Below are 23301 nucleotides of genomic sequence, written 5' to 3'. Positions count from 1 at the left end.
CGGGTCAGCCCCATGCTGCCTGAGGTTCCGCACACTCGAGCCTTGCGGCGGCAGGGGAGCGCGTCATTCTCCCTTTTAGACGCATGCGATCAGCCATGGCGGATGGGGCCACGCTCTCTGAACCCTCCCTCCAGCTGGTGGCCGGCCGCTTCCATGCGCCCGAGCGGATCGCCGCAATCCGCGCGCTCGGCACGGGCAACGTCAACGACACCTACCTGGTGCAGCTGCGGGGCGAGGGGGAACCGGACGCCTTCGTGATGCAACGGCTGAACACCACCGTGTTCCAGCGTCCCGACCTCGTGATGGGCAACCTGCTCACCCTGGGCCGCCATGTCGAACATCGCCTCGCCAACGCACCGGCGGAGCTGGCCGGGCGTCGCTGGGAGGTGCCCCGGGTGCTCAGCGCGCGCCCCGACGGGGAGCACTGGGTGGAGCATGAAGGGCAGTTCTGGCGATCGATCAGCTACATCGGCGCCGCCACCACGAGCGATGTGATCCGTGATGAAGCCCATGCCCGCGAAATCGGCTATGGCCTGGGCATGTTTCACCATCTGGTGAGTGACCTGCCGATCGCCGATCTGGCGGACACCCTGGAGGGGTTTCACATCACCCCGGCCTATCTGGCCCGCTTCGATCAGGTGCGGCAGGACTGTCAACAGGGATCAACAGATGCGGCTCTGACTCTGGCCCTCGAGCATGTGGAACGCCGCCGCCATGCGGTGGATGTACTCGAGGCGGCCTGTGCACGTGGCGAGCTGCAGCGCCGACCGATCCACGGCGATCCGAAGATCAACAACGTGATGATCGATGAGCGCACCGGACAGGCCGTGGGCCTGATCGACCTCGACACGGTCAAGCCCGGGCTGGTGCATTACGACATCGGCGACTGTCTGCGCTCCTGTTGCAACCCAGCCGGAGAGGAATGCCGCGAGTGGAGCACGGTGCACTTTGATCTGGACCTCTGCCGCTCCATCCTCGAGGGCTATCTGGGCGTGGGGCGTTCGTTTCTGAGCGCTGCCGATCGCCACTATCTGCCCGACTGCATCCGCCTGCTGCCTTTTGAACTGGGCCTGCGCTTCCTGACCGATCACCTGGAGGGGGATCGCTACTTCCGCACCGAACGACCGGGCCACAACCTGGATCGGGCCTTGGTGCAGTTCGCCCTCACCGACTCGATCGAGCGTCAGTGGGATGGCATCGAAGCCCTGGTCCGCGACGTGCTGTCGCAGCAGCCTGCCTGAGATGGCACGTCACGCGGTGATGGTGCGCCAGCTCTGCGTCCTGCAGCCGTTTGCGCCGGACACCTGCCCGCCTCTGCTGGTGCGTGTGGAAGCCGTCTGGCAGACCTCCGGTGCGTTGGCCTTCAGCTTCGGTCTGCGGCCCGGACCGGGTTGGGACTCCCTGGAGGGCCTGCGTTGCCCCAGCCGCACCGGCCACCCGCAACGCCGCGATGGCCTCTGGCAACACACCTGCTTTGAGGCCTTCCTCGGCTGGCCCGATTCGCCGCGCTATTGGGAGCTCAACGCCGCTGCCAACGGCGACTGGAACCTCTACGCCTTCAGCGCCTACCGCAGCCCCCCGGAGCTGGTGGATCTGCCCCAGGCACCCCGGATTCAGCTGCGCCGTCAGGCCCGGGATCTGCGCTGCGACATCGAGCTCGACCTGCACCCGTGCTGGCCCGAAGCGATGCAGCCCGAGATCGGCCTTGCGATGGTGGTGGAAGACCAAGGGGGTCGCCTCTCCTACTGGGCCCTCTCCCACCCCGGCGACCAGCCTGATTTTCACGATCGGCGCGCCTTCCTGCCCACCTGATCTGCACCCATTGTTGATGGCTCGATCGATGCGCTGGCTTCTGCCCCTGATCGCTGCCGCCCTAGTGCCGGCGGTGATCGCCAGCCAGCCCCGCTCCCAGAGCGACGCTCCCCAGGTCGACGAACCCACCGCAACACAACTCAGCCAGGGTCCGGCGTTACCCACAGATCCAACCCTGCCCCGCAACGCCACAGGGCGTCATTACCCGCTGGTTCCTGAAGACGCCACGGCCCTGGCGAATCTGCTTGCGGCACTGGAGACCTCGATCCGCGATCCGCAGTTGCCGAGCAGCGCCCTGCCTCCCCTGGCGCATCAACAGCAGGTGATCTATCGGGTGTTGTCCAAACAGCCGAAGCGGGCTGCCGCCGTGCGCAGCGCCCTCCCCGAGCGTTGGCACTGGGTGTTCGATCAGCACATCGCCGCACGGCGCCAATTACTCGCCATGCATCGCGGGCCTGCCAGCAACCGCCTCCCCGCCTGGCGAATCCGCCCACCCGCACCGGCTGACCAGTTGCTCAAGGCTTACCGCAGCGCCGCTGCCCAGACCGGCATCGACTGGGAGGTGTTGGCGGCTGTGAACCTGGTGGAAACCGGCATGGGACGCATCGATGGGGTGTCGGTGGCCAATGCCCAGGGCCCGATGCAGTTTCTGCCCAGCACCTGGGCGGAGCCAGGCATCGGCAAGGGAGGCGACATTCGCAATCCCTGGGATGCGATCCACGCCGCTGCCCGCTATCTGGTGCGACGGGGTGGGCTGAAGGACATCCGCCGCGGGCTCTGGGGTTACAACAACAGCGACCATTACGGCGACGCCGTGCTCCGCTACGCCGCCCTGCTCAAGGACAACCCGGCGGCCTATCGCGGCCTCTATCACTGGGAAATTCATTTCGCTTCAGCGGCGGGGGATCTCTGGTTGCCGGTGGGCTACGCCCAGAGCGAGCCGATCGGGGTTGGCGCCTATCTCCAACGGCAACCCGCCAGCAGTCCACCGGCGTCCTGACCAGGTGGGCCTGAGGCCACCGCCTACGCTGCCTTTGATTGAAACCGATCCTGCGCGTGGCTAAGGAACTGACCCATCGGGGCGATGAGCTGAAGGCGCTGGGCTGGTCCGACGAGGATGTGGCCCGCTATGCAGAGCTGTGGGAATACCGCCAACGCTGGGGGGCGATGAATCTGGAGCGGGAGGATCGTCTCTTTCTGCGCAAGGCGGAAGCGGCCCTCCCCGTGATCCTCAGCGGCAAGGCCGCAGTCCGCAAAGGCCTGCGCGACAAGTCGTACTACCGCTGGCTCCAGTTTCACCTCGACGTGATGACCAGCGCGGAGGCGGGATTTGGCCTGCCGGAGGGGGCCCGGGGCGCCTGGGCAATCCTGCTGGAGGAGGAGCTGCGCCTGCTCGACTACTACCAGCCGGTGCTCGGCCTGCCCGACACGCTGAAAGCCAAGGGCTTTGACCCGGTGCGCGATGAACTGGCGGAGGTGGCGACCACACTGGCCGCCGCCCAAGGGGAACTGCGTCAGCTCGATCTGAGCACACCACTGCAAGAGCTCAAGGCCAAAGACAACAACCGCTGGCGGCCCCTGCGGGATCAGGCCGGCCCTCAGGCCTATCCGGTGCTGCACGCCGAGGCGGTGGATGGCTTCCGGCAGCAGGTGCGCAGCCGCTTCGTGCCCCTGTTGCGGGAGACCCTGCCCTCTCTTGCCGAAAGCGACAAGCCCGAGCCCCCCGCCGACTGGAGTCCGGGGGGTGGGGCCGCCAGCTAGAACGGGTGTCCCAGACCTGGCACGCCTTGGCATCCCAACGTTTCGAGACCCTCCAGCTCCACGCCGGCCAGGTCCCGGATCCGGTGACCAACTCCCGGGCGGTGCCGATCTATCAGACCAGTTCCTACGTCTTCAATGACGCCGAGCACGGCGCCAACCTCTTCGGGCTGAAGGAGTTCGGCAACATCTACACCCGTCTGATGAACCCGACGACGGATGTGTTCGAGAAACGGGTGGCGGCCCTGGAAGGGGGTGTGGCCGCCCTGGCGACGGCGTCGGGCCAGTCAGCGCAGTTTCTGGCGATCACCAACTGCATGCAGGCGGGCGACAACCTGGTGTCGACGTCGTTCCTCTATGGCGGCACCTACAACCAATTCAAGGTGCAGTTTCCCCGCCTGGGAATCCAGGTGAAGTTCGCCGAAGGCGATGACGTGGACAGCTTCGCGGCCCAGATCGATGCCAACACCAAAGCGATCTATGTGGAAGCAATGGGCAATCCCCGCTTCAACATTCCCGATTTCGCCGGCCTCTCCGCCCTTGCCAAGGAGCGTGGCATTCCGCTGATTGTCGACAACACCCTGGGCGCCTGCGGTGCCCTGCTCCGCCCGATCGAGCACGGGGCCGATGTGGTGGTGGAGAGCGCCACCAAATGGATCGGAGGCCATGGCACCAGCCTGGGTGGTGTGATCGTTGATGCGGGAACGTTCGACTGGGGCAATGGCCGCTTCCCCCTGATGAGTGAGCCCAGCGCCGCCTATCACGGCCTGGTGCACTGGCAGGCCTTCGGCTTTGGCAGCGACATCTGCACAATGCTCGGTGTGCCCGATGACCGCAACATCGCCTTCGCGCTGCGGGCCCGTCTGGAGGGATTGCGGGATTGGGGGCCGGCGGTGAGCCCGTTCAACAGCTTCCTGCTGCTGCAGGGCCTGGAGACCCTGAGTCTGCGGGTGGAGCGCCATGCCGAGAATGCAATGGCTCTCGCCAGCTGGCTGCAGGAGCACCCGAAGGTGGCGTCCGTCAGCTACCCCGGTCTCCCCGGGGATCCGTATCACGCCCGCGCCAAGCAGTACCTGACCGGTCGCGGCATGGGCTGCATGCTGATGTTCGCCCTTAAAGGCGGGTTCGATGATGCGGTGCAGTTCATCAATGGCCTGAAACTGGCCAGTCATCTGGCCAATGTGGGCGATGCCAAGACCCTGGTGATCCACCCGGCCTCCACCACCCACCAGCAGCTTTCGGAAGCGGAGCAGGCTTCCGCCGGTGTGACGCCCACCATGGTGCGGGTGTCGGTGGGTCTGGAGCACATCGACGACATCAAGGCCGATTTCGATCAGGCCCTGGCTCTCCTTCCCTGATCTGCGACCTCACAATCGGACGCCATGGCTCTGATTCTGCCGCGCAATTACCACAAGATCGCCTCGGTTGAACGCAACGGCATTTCCTGGATTGAACCGGCGCTGGCGGAACGCCAGGACATACGACCGCTGCGCATCGGCATCCTCAACATCATGCCATTGGGGAAGCAATATGAGTTCAATTTGCTCCATCCACTCGGGCTATCGCCATTGCAGATCGAGCCGATCTGGATTCGCCTGCAGAGTCACAGCTACAAAACCTGGGATCACGATCATCTCGACCAGCTGTATGTGAGTTGGGACGAAGCGACGGCTCACGCTCCCCTGGATGGATTGATCATCACCGGCGCCCCGGTTGAACATCTGCCTTATGAGCAGGTGAACTACTGGCCGGAACTGGTGGAGTTGATCGAGGAGGCACGGCGAGTGTGCGCTAGCACCCTGGGCCTTTGCTGGGCCGGTTTCGCCTTGGCCTATCTGGCAGGAGTCGACAAGGTGCCGTTCGAGCGCAAATTATTCGGGGTGTATCCGATGCGCAGTCTGGTGCCGGGTCACGCCCTGATGGGCACCCAGGACGACCGCTTTGTCTGCCCGCAGAGTCGCCATGCCGGTCTGCGCGATGCAGCGATGGAAGCAGCCCAGCGCCAGGGTCGCCTGCGCCTGCTCGCCCATGGCGAGCAGGTGGGGTACACGATTTTCGAGACCACCGATCAGCGCCAACTGATGCATCTGGGTCACCCGGAATACAACACCTCCCGCATCCTTGGCGAAATGGAACGGGATCGCGCCCGCGGCGATGTGCCCCCTCCGGAAAATTTCGACGCCGACCAACCCCGCACCCTGTGGCGCTCCCACCGCAATCTGCTATTTCAGCAGTGGGTCTGGTTCTGCTATCAACGCGTCAGCCTGAAGGAATAATGTGATTTACGGCTTGAAAAATACCGTGCAGCGATAACGGTCGCTGTTTCTCACCTGAATGGTCTCACATTGGGTGTCGGTGATGGTGCTGTTTTTGGGCACCTGCACCTCGGCGCGCTGCGTGGCATCGTCTTCACTCCACACCGATTCGGCGGTGATGCTGCCGGCCTGAACCGGAAGGGCCGCACCGAGAAGCAGAGCCAACAGGGCCAGACGCTGCACCTGGCTGATCGGCCTCTCGAGCTGCCGCTCCGGCGACTGGCGATTCAACTCCCGCTCGAGCGACTCCACGCGTTTCTCCCGTAGGCAATGGCGACAACCGCCAGTGGTTTGCAGATGTTTTTCCGGCGTGATTGATATCGGCTGCACGGGATGTTTGCGGCAAATGATCTTGATCGGGCTCTTATAGCTGCGGTAATGAATGGCGGAGTAATCAAAGCGATCACCGAAGCGCTGCTGCGCCCGGGCCAGAAACTCGTCTTTGGTGATGCGCGCTGCCATAGCGGAAATCTATGGGGGTGGACCGATCAGGCCCGAGGCGATGTCATCCGTTGTTACGCGACGTCAGCAGACAAGCGTTGCCGCAACTGCACCGCCAAGGCCTCCGGGTCATCATCTTCATGGAACGGCAGACAGCGACTCCGTTCGCTGTCCACCAGGGGCTCCAGCCATCGCTGCTGCCGCTGACGAATCGCCAGGTCGGCTTCGGAGGGATCCCGCCCCTGCTGCTGACGATGGATGAGCCGCTGGGCGGCAGTGGTGTCGCTGCAGTGGCAGGCAACGATCCAGGCGGGACGTTGCAAGCGCGAAGCCAGGCTCAACATCTGCTGCCGTTCCCGTTGGCGCAGGAAGGTGGCATCCACGATCACGTGGAAGCCGCTGCTCAGCAGCCGCTGCGTCAAAGCAGGCAGATGCTGACCGAACAGCCAGGCATTCACCTCCGGGCTGTAAGGATCGGCATCGCGGCGCCAGCCCGCCTGCCCCGGCAGACGACCGAAGGCACGGGCCCGCTCCAGATCCGAGCGCAGACGAAGGGCCGGCAGGGAGGCCACGAGCTGCTCACTGCAAAAAGACTTGCCACTGCCACTGAGCCCATGCATCAACACCAGCCCACCCCCGGGCGCTGACTCCATGGCGGCAGCGCGGGCGAGGTAGCGCTCCAGTTCCTCCAGGTTGGCTGGATTCGGGGCCTGGCGCTGGCGCAGCGCTGACACCTTGGCGCGCACCATCGCCCGATAGGCCGAATACCAACGCCACAGGTCCATCCCGGCGTAGTCGCCGCTGCACTCCAACCAGCGATTGAGCAGACACGCTGCCGCCGCTGGCTCATCGAGCACCTGCAGATCCATGGCCAGAAAGGCCATCTCACTGATCGGATCAATCCAACGCAGGCCTGGGTTGAAATCGATGGCATCAAACACCTCCAGGCTGCCGTCGTCGCGGCGATGCACGTTGCCGCAGTGCAAATCGCCGTGGCATTCCCGGATGGCACCATCGCGCAGCCGTTGCCGGAACCGGGAGCCGAGGCGGCTGGCCTCACAGGCCACCCAGGCGCGATGCCTGGCCAGGAGGTGGCGGCTGGCGGCTGGGCTCACCTCTTCCTCCAGTACCCGCAGGTTGGTCTCAACCGGTTCCACCACCGCCTCGACGTTGCCGAAGCGGCCACCGGCCGGTGCCGCATCGGCCTGGCGATGAAAGCGGGCCAGATCCTCGGCCAGCTGCTCAAAACTGCTGCGGGGCACCCCAGCGGCAAGGCAGCGACTGAGCAGGGATCGGGCGGGAAACTGACGCATCCTCACCGCCGGTTCGATCAGCCCATCCGCCCCCTCGTCCAGGGAGATCCGAGCCCGCTCCGTAGGGCCGAGCACAGACACCACACCGCAGTAGAGATCGGGAGCAAGCCGGCGATTCAAGCGCAGCTCCTCGCGGCAGAAGTGCTGGCGCTGGCTGAGGGAGCCGGCCTGCACAAAGCCGAGATCGATCGGCTTTTTGATTTTGTAGGCCCAGGTGCCGGTGAGCAGCACCCAGGAGATATGGGTCTCCACCAGCTGCACCGTCTCCACCGGATGGGGGTAGGCCTCAGGCCGGAGCAGCGCCGCAATCAGGGGCGGCAGACCATCGGAGGAGTCAGCCACCATGGGCAAGGTCCGCTGGATCCATTGCCGCATGATGACGCGTCCCTGGCACTGGCATGACAGCTGGTTGCCGGAACCCGACTGTCGGCACTGGCAGACCCTTCTCTCGGAGCGGCTGCTGTGGCAACAACCGGTGGTGCGGGTCTACGGGCGGGAGCATCCGGTGCCCCGTCTCACCCTCTATCTGGCTGATCAGGGGCTCGCCTACCGCTACAGCGGCGTTGTCCATCGCGGCGACGGTTGGCCCGACTGGTTCCGGCCCCTGCTCGAGCGGGTCAGGGAGGCAGCCAACACGCCATTCAACGGCTGTCTGCTCAATCTCTATCGGCATGGAAACGACCGCATGGGATGGCATGCCGACGACGAGCCGGAGATCGCCGCCGATCAGGCGATTGCCTCCCTGTCGCTCGGTGCCAGCCGCACCTTTCAGTTCCGTCACCGGCAGACCCGGGAACGGCACGACCTTGAGCTTGGCGATGGTGATCTGCTCGTGATGGCACCGGGCTGTCAACAGGCCTGGCTGCACGCCGTGCCCGTGCGCAAAAAGGTGACCAAAGCACGCATCAATCTCACCTTCCGCGTCTTCCTCCCGCCTGCAGGCCTCAACCCTGCCACGGCAACCCCTTCTGCAAGACCCACCACCAGAGCGGCACGGTGACCAGGGCCAGCGCCGTGCTGCGCAACACCACCAGTGCAGCGGCGTGGTGATCCCGCTGTTGCGTCTCCGCCATCAGGAGCACGGAAATCGCCGTAGGCGCCGCCGCCTGCAGCACCAGGGCATCGCGGGCGGCGGTGGCAAGGGGCAACGGACCAGTGAGAAGCAACACCAGGGCTGGAAAAATCAGCAATTTGGCGATCACGGTGCCCTGCAGGGCCCAGCGGCTGCCCTGGGGGCCTGGGGCCGACGCCTGAGCGGGATCGATCGCGCCAAGGCGCATCCCCACCACCACGAGGGCCAACACGATCACCACCCGGGCCGGCCACCAAAGCCAATCGGACACCGCCTGCTGCCAGGGGGTCCAGTGCACGAGCAGGGCGCCGAGCAAGCCACGACTGGCGGGGCTTTCACACACATGCCGCCAAAGGGCCCGGAGTTGATGCTCTCCAGGCACGGAGCATCCACGCGCCAGCCAGAACGGCCCCAGGGCCCAGGCGAGCAGGGTGGCGCCGAAGTCGTAGCCGATGCTCACCTTGAGGGCCTCCGCCGGCAGCAGGGCCAGAGCGACGGGAATGCCGAAATAGGCCGTGTTCCCCACGCAGGTGCCCAGCTCCAGTGCCGGCCGACCGATCCAGCGACGCAGGGGATCCATCTGATGGCTGAGGGTGAGCATCACCGCGATGACCACCACCGCCACAGCCGCATAGCCAAGCAGGGACCAGCTCAGACCGGCGCGCAGCAACAGGCCCATCAGGCTGATCGGCACGCCATAGCGCACCAAGGGCACGGAGAGGGGCCGGATCCATCCCGGCCGCTGGCGTCCGATCAGAACGCCGAGGCTGAGGCAGGGCAGCAGTTCGAGCAGGAGGCGGAGCATGGCGTCAGCGCCAGGAGCAAATCAAAACCAAAGCTGTGCCAGAGTGGCAACTGTCTACAGATTGTCTGCATGGTTGCCGCCGGACCGACCTGCTCCCTCTCCAGGCACTGGCTCTCGCTGGTGGAGAGCCTGCGGGGGCGCCGAGACCAGTTGCTGCTGCGCCTGGCCGACCAGGTGGACCGGCTGCCCCAGGGCAATGAGAGCTGGCTGCACACCGAGCGGGAGCTGATGGCGGCGGAGCGGGCCCTGCAACGGCTCCAGGCGGTCTGAGTCAGTGCTGCATCTGGTTGAGGAAGCGGCGGCTGCGCTCTTCTTCGGCATGGTGGAAGAAGCGGCGGGCGTCGTTGAGCTCGACCACCCGGCCGGCATCCATGAACAACACCCGGTCGGCCACCTCCCGGGCGAAGCCCAGTTCATGGGTCACCACCACCATGGTCATGCCCTGGGACGCCAGTGCACGCATCGCATCGAGCACCTCCTTGACCCGCTCCGGATCCAGGGCGCTGGTGGGTTCATCAAACAGCATCACCTCGGGCTTCAGGGCGAGGGCGCGGGCAATCGCCACCCGCTGCTGCTGACCGCCGCTGAGCTGGCCCGGTCGCTTGTGGATGTGTTCAGCGATGCCCATCTGCTCGAGCAACTGCCGTGCCTGGCTCTCGGCCTCCTGGCGGGAGCGCTTCTGCACCCGGATCGGCGCCAGGGTGATGTTGTCGAGAATCGAGAGATGGGGAAACAGATTGAACTGTTGAAACACCATCCCCACCCGCCGGCGGATGTGGCGGATCTGGCGCTCGTCATGGTCGGCATCAAGGTGGATCCCGAGCACATTCAGCGCACCGGCATCGATCGCCTCCAGACCATTGAAGGTGCGGATCAGGGTGCTCTTCCCCGATCCCGAGGGCCCCATCACCACCAGCACCTCACCCAGGCGCACGTCCAGCGACACCTGATCGAGGGCGGCAGGCCCCTGGTCGTAGCGCTTGCAGATCGCGCTGGCCTGGATCGCCGGCTGCATCGGGCTGGAAGCGTCAGTGGTCATCGGCCTGGGGCGCGGGGGATCGGCTGGACGGAGCGCTCGAGGCGACGGGCCAACAGGGCCATCGCCGTGCAAAGCAGCCAATAAAGCGCCGCCAGCCACACATACACCTCCAGGTGCCGGCCGATGAAGGCGGGGTTGGCGAGCAAGCTGCGGCTGATGCCCAGCAATTCCACCAGGCCGAGCAGGGCCATCAGGCTGGTGTTCTGCAGCAAGCCGACCGCCTGATTGGTGAGGGCGGGAATCGCGATCTGGAGCGCCTGGGGCAACACCACCAGCTGCAGGCTCTGCCAAGTGTTGAGGCCGAGAGCCGCCGCCGCCTCCCTTTGCGTGGCGGGAATCGACTGCAGCCCGCCGCGCACATCTTCGGCCACGTAGGCCGAGGCGAACAGGGCAAAGGCCAGCACCGCGCGCAACAGCCGATTCAATTCGAGCTGCACGGGCAGAAACAGGGGGATGAGCAGCTGGCCGAAGAACAACACGGCGATCAGCGGCACGGCCCGCATCAGATCGACATACAGACGACAGCCATGACGGAGCACCGGCAGGTCGCTGCTGCGGCCAAGGGCGAGCATCACGCCCAATGGCAGGGCGAGCAGTGCACTGGCGCCCGTGAGCAAGAGGGTGAGCACCAGCCCACCCCAGGCCCGGGACGAGACGGCACTGAGCCCCGTGCCCGCACCACCGCCGAGCACCGCCAACCCCAGGGGGAGCATCAGAAGCCACAACCAGGGGAGGGCCAGCCGGAAGGGGCCGGAGCGTTGACCCGATGCGGGCCAGGGCGCCAGCAGGGTGACCAGGGTGAGCAACAGGATGAGGCCCAGCCAGAGCAGGGGGCGCCAGCGCTGCTCAGCGGGATAACTGCCACTGGCGTAGAGCGGCAGGTTGGCGCCCACCACCCGCCAATCGGCCACCTGCACCACCCACTGGCCGGTGGCCCAGAGGGCCCAGGCGATCAAGAGCAGGATCGCCAGGGACAGGACCGAATCCAGGGGATGGCGGCGCAGATGGCGCCGGAAATGGCGCCAACGCCCCATCAGCTGGCGCCGCCGCTGGGGGTGGGGGACTGGAACAGATTGAGGGCGGAGAGGAACAGACCCACACCGAAGAGGGTGCCCAGGGCCCAGAGGCTGTCGGTGGGCCACTCGAGCACCAGCAGCAGTCCGAGAATCGCCGTGACGACACCATCGAGCACCGCCAGGCCAGCGGCAGGAACCGCTGCGGTGGCTCCAACCGCCAGTTCCATCACCCCTTCCACCAGCAGCAACACGCCCACAAACAGGGTGAGGCTGATTTCACTGTCGATCGGATCGATCAACACCCAGATGGCGGCGCCGCAGTAGAGCAGGCCGGTGAGCACGCGGAAGAGGCGGGCCTGCAGGCCGGTTTCTCCACCGAGACGCAGGAACTGACCGATGCCGGCCGCGAAGGCGATACCGCCCAAGCCGATGGTGAGCAGCGTTCCGGACGCAAAGGGGAGCAGGATGGCGGCGATCGCGGCAACGATCAGCAGCACGGCAGCGATCCGACGGGATCCCATGACCTTTCTGGAAAGAACGGCCGCAGCTTAGGGGTGGTGCCGTCCGCTCACGACCACCCGGTTGAGCAGTTGCATGCCGCCATTGATCAGCAGGTTGAGCAGAAGAAAGCTGAGCAACAGCAGCAGGAATCCCTCGATCGCCCGGCCTGTCTGGGTGATGGTGGTATCGCTGACGGCGTAGAGATCGGCGTAACCGACTGCAATCGCCAGGGTGCTGTTCTTGGCGAGATTGAGATATTGGCTGCTCAGTCCGGGCAGGATCGCCGGCAGGGCCTGGGGCAGGATCACGCGACGCAGGCCCAACCCTTCCGGCAACCCGAGGCTGCGGAAGGCCTCCCACTGCCCCCTGGGCACCGCATCAAGACCGCCCCGCACCACCTCGGCGATCGCCGCCCCGCTGAACACCGACAAGCCCACCAACACCGCACTGAACTCCACACTCATTGGCACGCCGAGCAGCTCGATGCCCTGGTTGGAGAGGCGAAGCAGCGCTGGCAGCGGGCTGAGGGGTTCCGAGGCGGGGGGCAGACCGAGAAAGGCGACGAAATACCAGAACAACAACTGCAGCAGCAGGGGGATCTGGCGGATCAGGCCCACATAGAGCGCCGCCAACCAGCGCAGCAGGGCATTGGCACTGCGGCGGGCAGCCCCAGCGCTCACCCCGAGGAGAGTGGCCAGGATCAGACCGGCCACGATCACCTTGAGGCTGTTGAGCCACCCCATCAGCAGAGCCCAGGCGTAGCTGTCGGATGGGGCGTAGGGCAGAGGATGCTCAGCCAGGGCAAAACCCGCCGGCCGCGATAACCAATGAAAACTGAGGCCAAGGCCGGTGCGGATCAGATTCACCGTGAGGTTGTTCACCAGCAGCCCCAGCAGGGTGAGGGCCGCCAGAACGACCAGGGCCTGAAGCCACCAGCGACGTCGCCCAGGCATGGGAGCGCTCATTGGAAGGGAGGGGCGACCATCACACCGCCATCGCTCCCGAGACGATTGAGGCCACGGGAGATCGGCACCTGGCTGTCAGGTCCGAGGTTGCGGGCATAGATCTCGCCGTAGTTGCCGGTGGCCTGGATCACCTGCACCACAAAGTCGTCGCGCAGACCGAGCTTCTCGCCCAGGCCAGCATCGAGCCCGAAGAACCGCCGCAGCCGGGTGAGTTCCGGGCGCCGCTGCGCTTCGGTATAGCGCTCCTGCACATTGGCCTGGGTGATGCCCAGCTCCTCGGCGGTGATCAGGGCGTACACCACCCAGCGCATCGCATCGGCCAGGCGCTGATCGCCGCCCACTGAGGCGGGAGCCAGGGGCTCCTTGCTCAGAACCTCCTCAAGGATCCGGTGGTTGCCCTGATCGGCGAATCCGGACCGGGCCGCTGCGAGCTGGGAGCGATCGGAGGTCATCGCCTGACAACGACCCTGCAGGTAGCCGGCCACCACCTGGTTCAGGTCTTGGTATTTGATCGGTGTGTAGGCGATGCCCCTGGCTTCAAACGCATCGTTGAGGTTCTGCTCGGTGGTCGTGCCAGAGCCCACGCAGATGCTCTTCCCCTGGAGATCCTCCAGCCGGTTGATGCCGCTGCCTGATGTCACCATCAAACCCTGGCCATCGTGAAAGACCACGGGGGCGAAGCTGAGGCCATTGCCGCCCGCCGCATCCCGGCTGAGGTTCATGGTGGTATTGCGCGAGAGCAGATCGATCTCCCCGGTGCGCAGGGCCGTGAACCGCTCCGGTGCCGTCAGCGGGCGATAGTCAACAGCGCCGGTTCCGGGCACAAAGGCTGCCGCAAACGCCTTGCAGAGATCCACATCAAGACCGGAATAGCTGCCGTCGGTCTGCAGGAAGCTGAAGCCAGGAATCTTGCCGCTGACGCCACAGCGCAGGCTGCCGCGCTGTCGGATCAGATCGAGCCGTGAGGCGCCGCCCTCACCGAGGGTGGCGCAGCCCGCGAGCAGCGCCAGACCCAGCAGCAGGGCCATGGGGCGACGCTTGGCCATGGCTTCCAACCTCCTCGCTGAGGAGAGGATGGCAGAACGGCGCCAAGCTCCCTAAGTTCCGCGCAATCGTGTCGGGGCGGATCGTGACGCAGAACTGGCCCTGGACCGCAGGACTGGTGGGGATGGCCCTCAGCCTTGGCACACCGATCGAGGTGCGCGCCTGGGAAGCCACCGATCGCCAGCTTTACAACAACAAGATGGCGCTGTTGCAGGTGATTCGTGATGGCGCCGGGCAGCGGGCTGCCCAGAGCGGCGATGTGGAAACCCTCTGTCTGGTGCTCAGCATCGGCGTGGATGTGACCGAGCGCTACGTGCAGGCCAAACCGAAGGATGAACAGATCCGCAAGCGTCTCAAGGGCATGCGCAAAGACCTGCTCAGCTGCCTGGCGCTGATGCAGCAGTCCCGCTGATCCGGATCGGGCGTCAGCATGAGGATCGTTGCCGCACCGCCATGGATGCCGATCTCACCCTTCCCCTGCTGGGCGGTGGCCTGCTGATTCTGGTGATCGTGGCGGGAACGGTGGCCGTTCTCCTCAAGCCCTCCGACACCCCCGAACCGCCGCAGAAGCGCTGATGCAGCTGGCGCGGAGTCAGCCGTGGGCCCCCTGGGCCTGGCTGCCGATCCGCTCGAACAGGTTGAGGCTCTCTGCGTTCATCCCCTCCACCGTGACGGTGGAACCACCGAGCTCGAGCTTGCGAATCAATTGATTCAAAGCGCCGACGCCGGTCTGGTCCCAGATGTGGGCTGCGGAGAGATCGATCGTGATTCGGGCGGGATGGGTGTGCACATCAAATCCCTGGAGGAAATACACCTTGCTCACGAAGAACAGCTGACCGCTCACCACATAACGACGCTCGTCCGGACCGAGGTCTTCCACATCCACGCGGATCACCTTCGCCACCTTGCGGCTGAAGAGGATGGCCGCCAGGGCCACACCGGCCAGCACCCCGAGGGCCAGATTGTGCGGCGTGGTGAGCATGGTGACGGCAAACGTCATCAGCATCACGGAGGTGTCGCTTTTGGGGATGCGCGCCAGTTGACGCAATCCGTTGAGGTCGGCGGTGCTCACGGCGATGCTGATCATCACGGCCACCAGTGCCGCCATGGGGATCTGCTCCAACCAGGGGCGTGCCAACAGGATCATCGCCATCAGGCTGAGACCTGAGACCAGAGTGGAGAGGCGCCCGCGCCCACCGTTCTCGATGTTCATCACCGACTGACCCACCAAGGCGCAGCCGGCCATCCCACCGAACAGCGACGACACGATGTTGGCGATGCCCTGACCACGCGCTTCCACGTTTTTGTTGGAATTGCTGTCGGTGCGTTCATCCAGGATGTCCTGGGTGAGGAAGGTTTCCATCAACCCCACCAGGGAAATCGCCAGGGCCGTCGGTAACACCAGACCGAACGTCTCCAGATTGAGGGGAACCCGTCCATCACTGAGGGCACCGAAGGGAAGCTGAAAGCTGGGCAGGCCGCTGGGCAGCTGGCCGAGGCTCTGCACGGAGGGGATGTCGAGGCGGAAGCCGATGCTCAAGGCGGTGAGCACCACGATCGCCACCAGCTGGGAGGGCACGAGCCGGGTGAGCCGAGGCAGGCCATAAATGATCACCAGGCCGAGAATCACCAGCAGCCACACAATCGGGATCTGGCTGCCGTGGGGCAACAGGGTTGAGGCGTGATCCGCCGCCTGAGCCTCGCCGTAATGGAGATTGAGGCCGAGCTGGGGAAGCTGGGCCTGGAAGATCAGCAGGGCCAGAGCATTCACGAAGCCGCTGAGCACCCCTTGGGGCACAAAGCGCATCTGATACGCCAGGCGCAGATAGCCCCAGAGGATCTGAAACACGCCGGTGAGCAGGCCGGCCACCAACAAATAACTCAGCCCCAACCCCTCACCGCGGGCATTGCCTGCCGCCACCAGGCCTGTCATCAGCAGGGCAGTAGAGCCGGTCGCCGAGGTGATCATCGCCGTGCGTCCCCCCACCACGGCAATGGTGAGCGAGAGGCAGAAGGCACCGAACAGGCCCACCTGGGGATCCACACCGGCGATGCCGGAGAAGGCGATCGCTTCCGGGATCATGGCGAAGGCGACGACCAGGCCGGAGAGCAGTTCCGGGCCTGGATTGCTGAACCACTGCCGCATGGAGTGCCGCCGCATCTGGCGGCGACCGTATCTCACAACCCTGGCAGGAGTCGGTGGCGATCGTGCTGCGCTTTCAGGCGTCGCAAACCGGGAAGCCAGTCGCCGAAGGCGGCCTTCAGCTCCCAGCCATGCCAGGGCAGATGGTCATGGAGCTGGGCGAGGTGCACTCCGGGGCAGTGGGGCCGAAGCTGATCCCGCAGCTGCAGCAGCCAAGCCAGGCTGCGCTGCCGCGCCGCTGGATCGGCAGCGGGCCAGGCGGCGGTGATCCAGGGTTTCCAGATCGCCTGACGATGCACAAAGGAAGTCGCGGTGGCAGGCACCCGGGCGGTCGCGCCCCCCAGCTGCTGGCTTGCCAGGGCACAACCGGGATCCGGCCGTTGCGCCATCGCTTGCCGTGCCACCTGGATCAGGGCCGGGGTGGCCGCCCCCCAGGCGGGCGCCAGCAGACCGAGCACTTCCTGAGCCACTGGCGCTCTCTGGAGTGGGCAACGGGCCAACGCCCCGAACGGCGGCAAGGCCTCCAGCCCATCGATCCGCTCCACCACGGCGCCGGGGAGGCGCGCGAGCTGCGGTTGACACGCGGCCCAGGCCTGAACCGACGGGGCATCCACCTCGATCGCCACCAGCAGGATTTCGATCCGTTCCGACCAGAACCACTGCAAACTGAGGCCATCCGGCCAGGTCTCCGCCCGCTGAATCCACTCAGCCAGCTGATCGGGCGACACCAGGGCACGGGCGATCTGGAGGGGCTGGCGTGGTGTGGTTCGCAGCTCGATGGCGCTCACCACCGCCAGAAACGGCGCCGCCCCGAGCAGACCCCGCCAGGCGTCTGAGGCATGGCCATCAGCGCTGGTGCTTTGCTCTGCCGTGAGCACCAACGGCTCCCCATCGCCCCACACCCCCTCCAAAGCGAGGATCCGATCAATCGCCAGACCCTGACTGCGGCTGAGTGGACTGATGCCTCCAGTAAGCAGATAGCCCGCTCCCGGCAGGCCGGAAAGGCCGGTGGGAATACTGCGTCCCGCTGGGGCCAGATGCCGTTGCAGCTCCGCCATCGTCACGCCAGCGCCGACGCGCACCCTGTGGCCGTCATCACTGAGCTGCAGCTCGCGGCAGTGGGTCCGCAGATCGAGGCTCCACAGAACTGGATCACGGGAACGGCTCGAGGTGCCGCCGCTGCGCACCAGCAAAGGGGTCGGCCCGCTCCAGTCGCGTAAGCAACTGGAAAGATCACCGGGACGGGGCTCAAGTTCTGGCAATGGCGTTATGGCGATAGGGTCAGATCAGGAACTTTCCCGTTGTGATCCCATCGTTATCGGAACTGAAGGCCAAGGGCTATGGGGTCTTGATCTGCGGCCACGGCAGCCGCAACAAACTGGCTGTTGAGGAATTCGCCCAGCTGGCCGAAGGCTTGCGCCCGAAGCTGTCGGGGATTCCGGTGGAACACGGCTACCTCGAATTCGCCCGACCGATCCTGCGCGATGCCCTCGATCGCTTACGGGAACAAGGCGTGCAGCGGGTTCTCGCCGTGCCGGCGATGCTCTTCGCTGCGGGCCATGCCAAAAACGACATCCCCTCGGTGTTGAACACCTACAGCGCCGAGTGGAACCTGCCGATCGACTACGGACGGGAGCTGGGAGTGGACCGGCTGATGATCGCCGCCGCCGGCGCCCGGATTCGGGAGACCCTGGAGGCGGCGCCGGCTGTGCCCCTGGCGGAAACGCTGCTGGTGGTGGTGGGGCGCGGCTCCTCCGATCCTGATGCCAACTCGAATGTGGCCAAGGTCACGCGGATGTTGGTGGAGGGGTTCGGCTTCGGCTGGGGTGAAACCGTGTATTCCGGCGTCACCTTCCCGCTGGTGGAACCGGGCCTGCGTCATTTGGTGCGCCTGGGCTTCCGCCGCATCGTGGTGTTCCCTTACTTCCTCTTCTCCGGCGTGCTGGTGAGCCGGATCCGAATGCACACCGACAAGGTGGCCGCCGATCACCCCGAGATCGAGTTCCTCTCGGCGCCCTATCTCGGCGATCACCCCCTGGTGCTCGACACCTTCCTGGAGCGACTGGAGGAGGTGCTGGGCGGCGAGGCGGTGATGAACTGCTCGTTGTGCAAATACCGAGCGCAGGTGCTGGGCTTCGAGGCGGAGGTGGGCCTGGCCCAGGCCAGCCATCACCATCACGTGGAGGGCCTCACGGAGGGCTGCGACCTGTGCGAGCGCGAATGCACCGGCGCCTGCCAGCCCGATGGCATCCCGATCCCCCTGGGTGGCCACAGCCATGCACACGAGCACAGCCATGGCCACCATCCCTATCCCCACGCGGCCCATCCCCTCGGGCCGAGCACGCTTGGACCCACCAACGCCGCCGGTAACAGGAACGCGACAGAAAGCTGAAAGAAACCGGTGATTCCCACCCCCTCATACTTCTCATTCCCGACCTGGTCTCGCGAGACTCGCTCCCATTAGCAGGGCTTATCGGTTCGCGGGGCCAACGGTTTTGCGCCGGGTTTCCACAGCCTGTGCAGCGTTTTCCCCAGGTCGGGGGTTGACATCGCTTCAGCGGTGCTGCGGCTGTGAAATGCAGGATCGGTATTCACTTCGGCTTGACATCGCCCTGAACCGACTTAGCCAACGTGTTGCGGACCACTCGACGGCCAAGGAGCCCCAATGTGGTGCTTGAGTCTCGCCTGAGATCGTGGGATGTTGATCGATTGCGTCAGCTTTTGACGCCCCGCACCGTTCTGTGGCTTCCTACTGGGGTCATGTCGTGCTGACGCCAGAGGCGCTCAATGGATCGGAATCATCTGGAACGCTGTGTGGATGGATCGGCTGCGGCCGAGAACGCACCCACCTACGTGAGTATGGAAGCGGAAATCCCTGAGGTGCTCTATCGCGGCATGAAGGAGTTCATCGGCGACCACCCCCACTGGGATCAATACCGGCTGATGAGTTCCGCCCTGGCCCATTTTCTGTTCCAGAACGGTTGCAGTGATCGCGCCGTGACGGAGCGCTACCTCGACGACCTGTTCAGTCGCTCCCAGGCCTGAGCGCCGCCAGACAGGCCCGGCGTGTGATCGCCATCATCGTGAGTGTGGGGCTCTGCCAGGCGGAGCTGGGCCAGCAGGCGCCATCCACCACCAGCACATTGGGGCAACGCCAGAGCCGATTCCAGGGGTCCACGACACCCTCGCTTTCGTTGGCCGCCATCGCCGCCCCGCCCACCTCATGGATGTAGTAGCCGGGGGGGGCAGCCCCATCGGTCAAAGCGACCGCCTGCCGCAGCAGCGGTTCGATGAGAGGGGCCTTGACCAGATCAACCAGGGGCAACATCGTGCCGCCGGCTGCAGCGATCGCAGCGGCGATCGTCTGCTCCATGTGCCGGGTCATCACCTCTTCATTGCGGCGCCAGCGGCAGTCGATGTGCACGGTGGGGCTGCCCCAGCGATCGAGGGGCCCCTCAAGGCTGACCCGATTGGCCGGATCCGGAAGCACCTCACCGTGGCCGATCAGGAACCCGAGCCGGCACTCGGGCTGCCGTTTAAGCCAGGCGGGCGGATCGAAACGATTGATGCCGCCCCAGAGGCCATAGCCCCGCAGGGGCCGGGCGGCGCTGGTGTCGGGCAGCGCATGACCGAAAGGAAGAAAAAAGCTGCCGGCGCCGGAAAGCTCCGCCGGGGTCGTGGCGGGAGCACTTGGATCGGCGGGCGTTGCTGCCGGCATGGCAAAGAAGCGGCAGGTCGACACGTGATCCATCAGGGCCACGCCGAGTCGTCCGGAGGGATCGATGAAGCCGCGACCCTCAGCCGCCTGTTCCTCTGACTGCAACAGCAGACGCAGGGTCTGGATCGTGGAGGCGCAAAGCACGATCTGCTGGGCCGCCAGTCGCTGCCGCTGGCCTGTGGCCCGATCGATCGCAATCACCGCTTCGGCGCGGTCGTGATGGCGGTTGAGCTCGAAACGCTCGACGCGGTGCTCACTGAGGAGCTGCACACGCCCTGTCGCCAGAGCGGCCTGCAGGGTGCTTCCGGGGCTGCTGGAGCTGGGCCAACGCTTCCTGGCTTGGGCTGGATGGGCCGCGAAGCCACGGGAGGGCATCCAGGGGTAGCCGTGCTGCTCACGCACGGCGGCAGCAAAGCGCTGTTCCTCGAGGGTGGAGGGCAAGGCCTGCTGGGCCCAGCCATCGGGAACCTGGCCATAGCCATCCCGCTGCCCATATACGCCGAGCCGTTGCTCCAGGGCGGTGTAGTGCGGATCGAGATCGGCGTGGCGAATCGGCCAGCTGCTGCCAACGCCATCCCGTTCGGCCGCCTGAAAATCGGCGTCTGAGAGCCGCAGCGTGATACCACCCCAGGTGAGGCTGCGGCCACCCACCTGATCGGCCCGGGTCCAGAGAAACGGACGCTCGGCCGGATGGCTGTAGGGGTGCTCCTGTTCGTCGATGAACAGCTGGGGGTTGTGCTTCCAGTAGCCGGGATGCTGAGCCTGGCGTTGCTGTCGTCCGCTGCTGAGGGCGCTGAAGCGGCGCAGGCTGTTGAGCGGTTCAAAGCCCAGGGCATCGCGCGCAGATAGCGAGCGCCCCGCCTCAATCACCAACACCCGCACACCGGCCTCGGCCAGGGTGAGGGCGGCCACACCACCGGTGGCGCCGGAGCCCACCACGATCGCCTCCCAGGGCCGCAGATCCACCGCTCAACAACAGCGCCAGAGCCCGTTCTACATGTCAGCCCACGGAGGAAAGTTCAAGCATCGGCACGAATGGGCCACAGCGGCCAAGCCGAGGTATCCGTCAGGCTGGAGCCACTTGCGCTTGCCCGTTCATGTTGCGCCTGATTCGCACGTGCTGCCTAACACTTCTGGCGTTGGTTGCCGTTGCAGCACCGGCCTGGGCCCAATTCAGCCTTCCCCCATTGCCCTATCCAGTGGAAGCCCTGGAGCCGGCGATCGATGCAGACACCATGACGCTCCATCACGATCGCCATCACGCCGCCTATGTGAGCAATCTGAATGGCCAGATCAGAGCCAACCCTGCCTTGCAATCCTTGGATCTCGAGACACTCCAGGGTCAGATGTCCCACTTTCCGCTCGCAGTGCGGAACAACGGCGGTGGCCATTGGAATCACAGCCAATTCTGGGCAGTGATGGCACCACCTGGTGAGGGCGGCACGCCATCAGACGACCTGTTAGCAGCAATCACCTCGAGCTTTGGGTCGCTGGACGCGATGAAAATGCAATTCTCGCAAGCTGCCGCCAGCCGATTCGGTTCTGGCTGGGCCTGGCTGATCTGCACCGACGACGGAAGCCTGGCGATCACCAGCACGGCCAACCAAGACAATCCCTTGATGGACCTACCTGGGATCGAGAACGGTACGCCGCTGCTCGGCCTCGATGTCTGGGAGCATGCTTACTACCTCAAGTACCAAAATCGCAGGGTCGACTACATCAGTTCTTGGTGGGATCTGGTGAACTGGACTGAGGTGAACCGTCGCTACAACCAGGCACTCGCATGACCGGAAATCTGCAAGCCATTGGTTTTCTGTTCAGTTGGGTGCTCGGGTGGGGAATCGGTGGTTCTTTGATTGATGCCGGCTTGATCCATGCTGGCCTTTATTCTCTGGAATCTGGCCAACTTGGTACCGCCATCACCTTTGTGCTTTGGTCAATAGTCTGGAGCTGGGGTGGCTACAGGCTCTACCAAATCATGACCAAGCCCGCACCTGAAAGCGATCCACACGGTGGAGCCTGAATCGCAGGATCTGGCCAATGCCCGGCCGCACCAACGCAGCAGCCCTCGCAAAGCGTTACGATTTATTGCAGATGCTTGATCTCGTGACGGATTACACTCCTTTCATTCTGGGCATGGTTGTCTTTTCGGTGGTGATCACGGCTGCCGTCACCTACGTTCTGGCCCAACCAACCGACCTTCCCTCGCTCAAGCAAAAGGGCTGATCCATGTTGACCAGCCTGTTCCCCCTCCTCTATGGCTCCTGTTGTCTGGTGCTTCTGTTGCAGGCCTTCCGCTTGATGGCAGGTCAGACCGGAGCAGCGAGAGGTCACCAGCACTCTCGGACAACAGACCGCACTGGCTTGCGCACCACCCACCCGGAACTGCTCAACGCCAACGGTGATCTCACCGACGAACCCCTTTTGGTCGTTCACTTCCCAGACCAGGACACCCCGGAACCCACAGCTGCATGACATCGGCCGATCACCAGAAGGAACCCACGCTCCTGCTGATCCATCCGATCGGAGTGGGGCTCTCCTCACGGTTCTGGGATCGCTTTATTCAGCGCTGGCACAGAAAAAGTCCTAACACTGAACTGCTGGCTCCCGATCTGATCGGATGCGGCAACGCGCCCTACTCCACGGCACCGCTCTCACCTAACGACTGGGCGCAACCACTGGTCACTCTGCTCAAGCAGCGCAACGCAGGTCCAGTGGTGCTCGTCACCCAGGGCAGCTCTCTGCCCATCGCCCTGGCCCTGATGCAGCAGGCCCCGGAATCGGTGAGCGGCCTGGTGGCCATCAGTCCGCCGGGCTGGCGAGTGCTGCAAGAACCCTTCCCGATTGAACGCTCCCAGCGGCTCTGGCGCTGGTTGTTCCAAGGCCCCATCGGCAACATCTTCTATCGCTACGCGAGGCGACGCAGTTTTCTGCAGTCGTTCTCCAAAAAGAACCTGTTTGCCGATGCCGACGCGGTGGATGAGGAGTGGCTGGAAACCCTCAGGCAGGGATCCCGCGCCATGGAGACCCGATGGGCCGTGTATTCGTTTCTGGCGGGGTTCTGGCGGCGTGACTGGGAACCCCAACTCACTCAGCTGAGCCTTCCATTGCTGGTAGTGTTCGGCCGCTCAGCAACTGGCATCGGCCGCTCACGCAACTGGGACGACGTGGATCAACGCCTCGCCACTTATCGGCAGAAGCTGCCTGCTGCGGCGATCGAGACCATCCCGGGCCGCAATGTATTGCCTTACGAATCGACGGAAGCCTGCGTGCAATGCGTCAGTGCCTGGCTCAAGGACCATCGAGAGTTGCGATCATCGGGCGTCGAACACGCTCCAACCGGTCACCGCTAACTGAGG

At 65.0% G+C, this 23301-nt stretch carries 27 protein-coding genes and 1 pseudogene; 17 read left to right on the top strand and 11 right to left on the bottom strand.

Annotated features, from left to right (window positions below; genetic code table 11):
- Nucleotides 1–83 precede the first annotated feature (83 nt).
- From SynWH8101_RS06560 to SynWH8101_RS06535, 6 genes are read left to right on the top strand one after another with little or no spacing between them, the layout of a single operon-like run.
- Nucleotides 84–1241, top strand: a complete 1158-nt coding sequence (locus tag SynWH8101_RS06560; RefSeq protein WP_254428092.1) for a phosphotransferase enzyme family protein — start codon at nucleotides 84–86, stop codon at nucleotides 1239–1241.
- A 1-nt stretch (nucleotide 1242) separates the two neighbouring features.
- Nucleotides 1243–1812, top strand: coding sequence for a DOMON-like domain-containing protein (locus SynWH8101_RS06555; RefSeq protein ID WP_130129067.1), 570 nt, complete (start codon nucleotides 1243–1245; stop codon nucleotides 1810–1812).
- A 16-nt stretch (nucleotides 1813–1828) separates the two neighbouring features.
- A complete protein-coding gene (locus tag SynWH8101_RS06550) occupies nucleotides 1829–2812 on the top strand; it encodes a lytic transglycosylase domain-containing protein (protein WP_130129066.1) in 984 nt (327 codons plus the stop codon).
- A 56-nt stretch (nucleotides 2813–2868) separates the two neighbouring features.
- A complete protein-coding gene (locus tag SynWH8101_RS06545) occupies nucleotides 2869–3573 on the top strand; it encodes a hypothetical protein (protein ID WP_130129065.1) in 705 nt (234 codons plus the stop codon).
- A gap of 26 nt (nucleotides 3574–3599) precedes the next feature.
- Nucleotides 3600–4928, top strand: coding sequence for an O-acetylhomoserine aminocarboxypropyltransferase/cysteine synthase family protein (locus SynWH8101_RS06540; protein WP_130129064.1), 1329 nt, complete (start codon nucleotides 3600–3602; stop codon nucleotides 4926–4928).
- 24 nt (nucleotides 4929–4952) lie between these two features.
- On the top strand, nucleotides 4953–5846 hold the full coding sequence (locus SynWH8101_RS06535) for a homoserine O-succinyltransferase (RefSeq protein WP_130129063.1): 894 nt from the start codon (nucleotides 4953–4955) through the stop codon (nucleotides 5844–5846).
- A gap of 246 nt (nucleotides 5847–6092) precedes the next feature.
- Here the strand turns inward: SynWH8101_RS06535 and SynWH8101_RS06525 are convergent.
- Both SynWH8101_RS06525 and SynWH8101_RS06520 read right to left on the bottom strand, forming a co-directional pair.
- Nucleotides 6093–6347, bottom strand: a pseudogene (locus SynWH8101_RS06525) (hypothetical protein); the annotation flags it as partial.
- Between the two features lie 53 nt (nucleotides 6348–6400).
- Nucleotides 6401–7984, bottom strand: coding sequence for a bifunctional aminoglycoside phosphotransferase/ATP-binding protein (locus SynWH8101_RS06520; RefSeq protein WP_130129062.1), 1584 nt, complete (start codon nucleotides 7982–7984; stop codon nucleotides 6401–6403).
- Here SynWH8101_RS06520 and SynWH8101_RS06515 point away from each other — a divergent pair.
- Complete coding sequence (locus SynWH8101_RS06515; protein ID WP_130129061.1) at nucleotides 7983–8639, top strand: alpha-ketoglutarate-dependent dioxygenase AlkB; 657 nt, start codon at nucleotides 7983–7985, stop codon at nucleotides 8637–8639. The two genes, SynWH8101_RS06520 and SynWH8101_RS06515, sit on opposite strands and share 2 nt — an antisense overlap.
- Here SynWH8101_RS06515 and SynWH8101_RS06510 read toward each other — a convergent pair.
- Nucleotides 8584–9516 carry an AEC family transporter gene (locus SynWH8101_RS06510; RefSeq protein ID WP_130129060.1) on the bottom strand — a complete coding sequence of 311 codons (933 nt, stop codon included), beginning with the start codon at nucleotides 9514–9516 and terminating at the stop codon, nucleotides 8584–8586. The genes SynWH8101_RS06515 and SynWH8101_RS06510 overlap by 56 nt on opposite strands.
- Before the next feature lie 69 nt (nucleotides 9517–9585).
- Between SynWH8101_RS06510 and SynWH8101_RS06505 the strand changes: the two genes are divergently transcribed.
- On the top strand, nucleotides 9586–9786 hold the full coding sequence (locus SynWH8101_RS06505; RefSeq protein WP_007102578.1) for a hypothetical protein: 201 nt from the start codon (nucleotides 9586–9588) through the stop codon (nucleotides 9784–9786).
- Between the two features lies 1 nt (nucleotide 9787).
- On the opposite strand, the gene SynWH8101_RS06500 is transcribed toward SynWH8101_RS06505, so the two are convergent.
- The 5 genes from SynWH8101_RS06500 to SynWH8101_RS06480 are packed head-to-tail and all read right to left on the bottom strand — an operon-like array spanning nucleotide 9788 to nucleotide 14083.
- Complete coding sequence (locus tag SynWH8101_RS06500; protein WP_130130398.1) at nucleotides 9788–10531, bottom strand: amino acid ABC transporter ATP-binding protein; 744 nt, start codon at nucleotides 10529–10531, stop codon at nucleotides 9788–9790.
- A 20-nt stretch (nucleotides 10532–10551) separates the two neighbouring features.
- Nucleotides 10552–11589, bottom strand: coding sequence for an amino acid ABC transporter permease (locus SynWH8101_RS06495; protein WP_130129059.1), 1038 nt, complete (start codon nucleotides 11587–11589; stop codon nucleotides 10552–10554).
- Nucleotides 11589–12092, bottom strand: coding sequence for an HdeD family acid-resistance protein (locus SynWH8101_RS06490; RefSeq protein WP_130129058.1), 504 nt, complete (start codon nucleotides 12090–12092; stop codon nucleotides 11589–11591). Before SynWH8101_RS06490 ends, SynWH8101_RS06495 begins: the two co-directional genes overlap by 1 nt.
- Nucleotides 12093–12119: 27 nt before the next feature.
- Nucleotides 12120–13025, bottom strand: coding sequence for an ABC transporter permease subunit (locus SynWH8101_RS06485; protein ID WP_130129057.1), 906 nt, complete (start codon nucleotides 13023–13025; stop codon nucleotides 12120–12122).
- Nucleotides 13026–13033: 8 nt separating this feature from the next.
- Nucleotides 13034–14083 (bottom strand): amino acid ABC transporter substrate-binding protein, encoded by a 1050-nt coding sequence (locus tag SynWH8101_RS06480; protein ID WP_254428091.1) that lies wholly within the window; start codon nucleotides 14081–14083, stop codon nucleotides 13034–13036.
- An 83-nt stretch (nucleotides 14084–14166) separates the two neighbouring features.
- On the opposite strand from SynWH8101_RS06480, the gene SynWH8101_RS06475 reads away from it, so the two are divergent.
- On the top strand, nucleotides 14167–14493 hold the full coding sequence (locus SynWH8101_RS06475; protein WP_254428090.1) for a hypothetical protein: 327 nt from the start codon (nucleotides 14167–14169) through the stop codon (nucleotides 14491–14493).
- 41 nt (nucleotides 14494–14534) lie between these two features.
- A complete protein-coding gene (locus SynWH8101_RS14530; protein ID WP_007102585.1) occupies nucleotides 14535–14657 on the top strand; it encodes a hypothetical protein in 123 nt (40 codons plus the stop codon).
- Between the two features lie 16 nt (nucleotides 14658–14673).
- On the opposite strand, the gene SynWH8101_RS06470 is transcribed toward SynWH8101_RS14530, so the two are convergent.
- Complete coding sequence (locus SynWH8101_RS06470) at nucleotides 14674–16227, bottom strand: SulP family inorganic anion transporter (RefSeq protein WP_254428089.1); 1554 nt, start codon at nucleotides 16225–16227, stop codon at nucleotides 14674–14676.
- A 32-nt stretch (nucleotides 16228–16259) separates the two neighbouring features.
- On the bottom strand, nucleotides 16260–17486 hold the full coding sequence (locus tag SynWH8101_RS06465; protein ID WP_254428088.1) for an FAD-binding oxidoreductase: 1227 nt from the start codon (nucleotides 17484–17486) through the stop codon (nucleotides 16260–16262).
- 41 nt (nucleotides 17487–17527) lie between these two features.
- On the opposite strand from SynWH8101_RS06465, the gene SynWH8101_RS06460 reads away from it, so the two are divergent.
- Nucleotides 17528–18616, top strand: coding sequence for a sirohydrochlorin chelatase (locus SynWH8101_RS06460; RefSeq protein ID WP_130129055.1), 1089 nt, complete (start codon nucleotides 17528–17530; stop codon nucleotides 18614–18616).
- A gap of 395 nt (nucleotides 18617–19011) precedes the next feature.
- The gene (locus SynWH8101_RS06455) at nucleotides 19012–19269 is read left to right on the top strand and encodes a DUF2811 domain-containing protein (RefSeq protein ID WP_130129054.1); all 258 of its coding nucleotides are present in this window, start codon (nucleotides 19012–19014) and stop codon (nucleotides 19267–19269) included.
- Here the strand turns inward: SynWH8101_RS06455 and SynWH8101_RS06450 are convergent.
- Nucleotides 19250–20908 (bottom strand): GMC oxidoreductase, encoded by a 1659-nt coding sequence (locus SynWH8101_RS06450; protein ID WP_130129053.1) that lies wholly within the window; start codon nucleotides 20906–20908, stop codon nucleotides 19250–19252. The genes SynWH8101_RS06455 and SynWH8101_RS06450 overlap by 20 nt on opposite strands.
- A 131-nt stretch (nucleotides 20909–21039) precedes the next feature.
- Here SynWH8101_RS06450 and SynWH8101_RS06445 point away from each other — a divergent pair, with 131 nt between their 5' ends.
- Genes SynWH8101_RS06445 through SynWH8101_RS06425 form a run of 5 tightly spaced genes read left to right on the top strand, consistent with a single transcriptional unit; the run spans nucleotide 21040 to nucleotide 23295 of the window.
- Nucleotides 21040–21729 (top strand): superoxide dismutase, encoded by a 690-nt coding sequence (locus SynWH8101_RS06445; RefSeq protein ID WP_130129052.1) that lies wholly within the window; start codon nucleotides 21040–21042, stop codon nucleotides 21727–21729.
- Nucleotides 21726–21965: a hypothetical protein gene (locus SynWH8101_RS06440; RefSeq protein WP_130129051.1), complete on the top strand. Its 240-nt coding sequence runs from the start codon at nucleotides 21726–21728 to the stop codon at nucleotides 21963–21965. The genes SynWH8101_RS06445 and SynWH8101_RS06440 overlap by 4 nt, the downstream gene beginning before the upstream one ends.
- A 17-nt stretch (nucleotides 21966–21982) precedes the next feature.
- Complete coding sequence (locus tag SynWH8101_RS06435) at nucleotides 21983–22168, top strand: hypothetical protein (RefSeq protein WP_130129050.1); 186 nt, start codon at nucleotides 21983–21985, stop codon at nucleotides 22166–22168.
- Between the two features lie 3 nt (nucleotides 22169–22171).
- The gene (locus SynWH8101_RS06430) at nucleotides 22172–22417 is read left to right on the top strand and encodes a DUF2973 domain-containing protein (protein WP_130129049.1); all 246 of its coding nucleotides are present in this window, start codon (nucleotides 22172–22174) and stop codon (nucleotides 22415–22417) included.
- The gene (locus SynWH8101_RS06425) at nucleotides 22414–23295 is read left to right on the top strand and encodes an alpha/beta fold hydrolase (RefSeq protein WP_130129048.1); all 882 of its coding nucleotides are present in this window, start codon (nucleotides 22414–22416) and stop codon (nucleotides 23293–23295) included. The genes SynWH8101_RS06430 and SynWH8101_RS06425 overlap by 4 nt, the downstream gene beginning before the upstream one ends.
- The last annotated feature ends 6 nt before the right edge of the window (nucleotides 23296–23301 follow it).

This window comes from Synechococcus sp. WH 8101 (genome assembly GCF_004209775.1).
Taxonomy (GTDB): Bacteria; Cyanobacteriota; Cyanobacteriia; order PCC-6307; family Cyanobiaceae; genus Synechococcus_C.
This window is presented reverse-complemented; position numbering and strand designations above follow the sequence as displayed.

Coding starts and splice junctions, on each gene's coding strand:
- SynWH8101_RS14530 (WP_007102585.1), top strand. CDS start 14,535: ATGGATGCCGATCTCACCCTTCCCCTGCTGGGCGGTGGCCTGCTGATT.
- SynWH8101_RS06535 (WP_130129063.1), top strand. CDS start 4,953: ATGGCTCTGATTCTGCCGCGCAATTACCACAAGATCGCCTCGGTTGAA.
- SynWH8101_RS06505 (WP_007102578.1), top strand. CDS start 9,586: ATGGTTGCCGCCGGACCGACCTGCTCCCTCTCCAGGCACTGGCTCTCG.
- SynWH8101_RS06555 (WP_130129067.1), top strand. CDS start 1,243: ATGGCACGTCACGCGGTGATGGTGCGCCAGCTCTGCGTCCTGCAGCCG.
- SynWH8101_RS06435 (WP_130129050.1), top strand. CDS start 21,983: ATGCCCGGCCGCACCAACGCAGCAGCCCTCGCAAAGCGTTACGATTTA.
- SynWH8101_RS06515 (WP_130129061.1), top strand. CDS start 7,983: ATGGGCAAGGTCCGCTGGATCCATTGCCGCATGATGACGCGTCCCTGG.
- SynWH8101_RS06445 (WP_130129052.1), top strand. CDS start 21,040: ATGTTGCGCCTGATTCGCACGTGCTGCCTAACACTTCTGGCGTTGGTT.
- SynWH8101_RS06485 (WP_130129057.1), bottom strand. CDS start 13,025: ATGCCTGGGCGACGTCGCTGGTGGCTTCAGGCCCTGGTCGTTCTGGCG.
- SynWH8101_RS06480 (WP_254428091.1), bottom strand. CDS start 14,083: ATGGCCAAGCGTCGCCCCATGGCCCTGCTGCTGGGTCTGGCGCTGCTC.
- SynWH8101_RS06425 (WP_130129048.1), top strand. CDS start 22,414: ATGACATCGGCCGATCACCAGAAGGAACCCACGCTCCTGCTGATCCAT.
- SynWH8101_RS06470 (WP_254428089.1), bottom strand. CDS start 16,227: ATGCGGCAGTGGTTCAGCAATCCAGGCCCGGAACTGCTCTCCGGCCTG.
- SynWH8101_RS06550 (WP_130129066.1), top strand. CDS start 1,829: ATGGCTCGATCGATGCGCTGGCTTCTGCCCCTGATCGCTGCCGCCCTA.
- SynWH8101_RS06455 (WP_130129054.1), top strand. CDS start 19,012: ATGGATCGGAATCATCTGGAACGCTGTGTGGATGGATCGGCTGCGGCC.
- SynWH8101_RS06560 (WP_254428092.1), top strand. CDS start 84: ATGCGATCAGCCATGGCGGATGGGGCCACGCTCTCTGAACCCTCCCTC.
- SynWH8101_RS06500 (WP_130130398.1), bottom strand. CDS start 10,531: ATGCAGCCGGCGATCCAGGCCAGCGCGATCTGCAAGCGCTACGACCAG.
- SynWH8101_RS06520 (WP_130129062.1), bottom strand. CDS start 7,984: ATGGTGGCTGACTCCTCCGATGGTCTGCCGCCCCTGATTGCGGCGCTG.
- SynWH8101_RS06495 (WP_130129059.1), bottom strand. CDS start 11,589: ATGGGGCGTTGGCGCCATTTCCGGCGCCATCTGCGCCGCCATCCCCTG.
- SynWH8101_RS06510 (WP_130129060.1), bottom strand. CDS start 9,516: ATGCTCCGCCTCCTGCTCGAACTGCTGCCCTGCCTCAGCCTCGGCGTT.
- SynWH8101_RS06440 (WP_130129051.1), top strand. CDS start 21,726: ATGACCGGAAATCTGCAAGCCATTGGTTTTCTGTTCAGTTGGGTGCTC.
- SynWH8101_RS06430 (WP_130129049.1), top strand. CDS start 22,172: ATGTTGACCAGCCTGTTCCCCCTCCTCTATGGCTCCTGTTGTCTGGTG.
- SynWH8101_RS06490 (WP_130129058.1), bottom strand. CDS start 12,092: ATGGGATCCCGTCGGATCGCTGCCGTGCTGCTGATCGTTGCCGCGATC.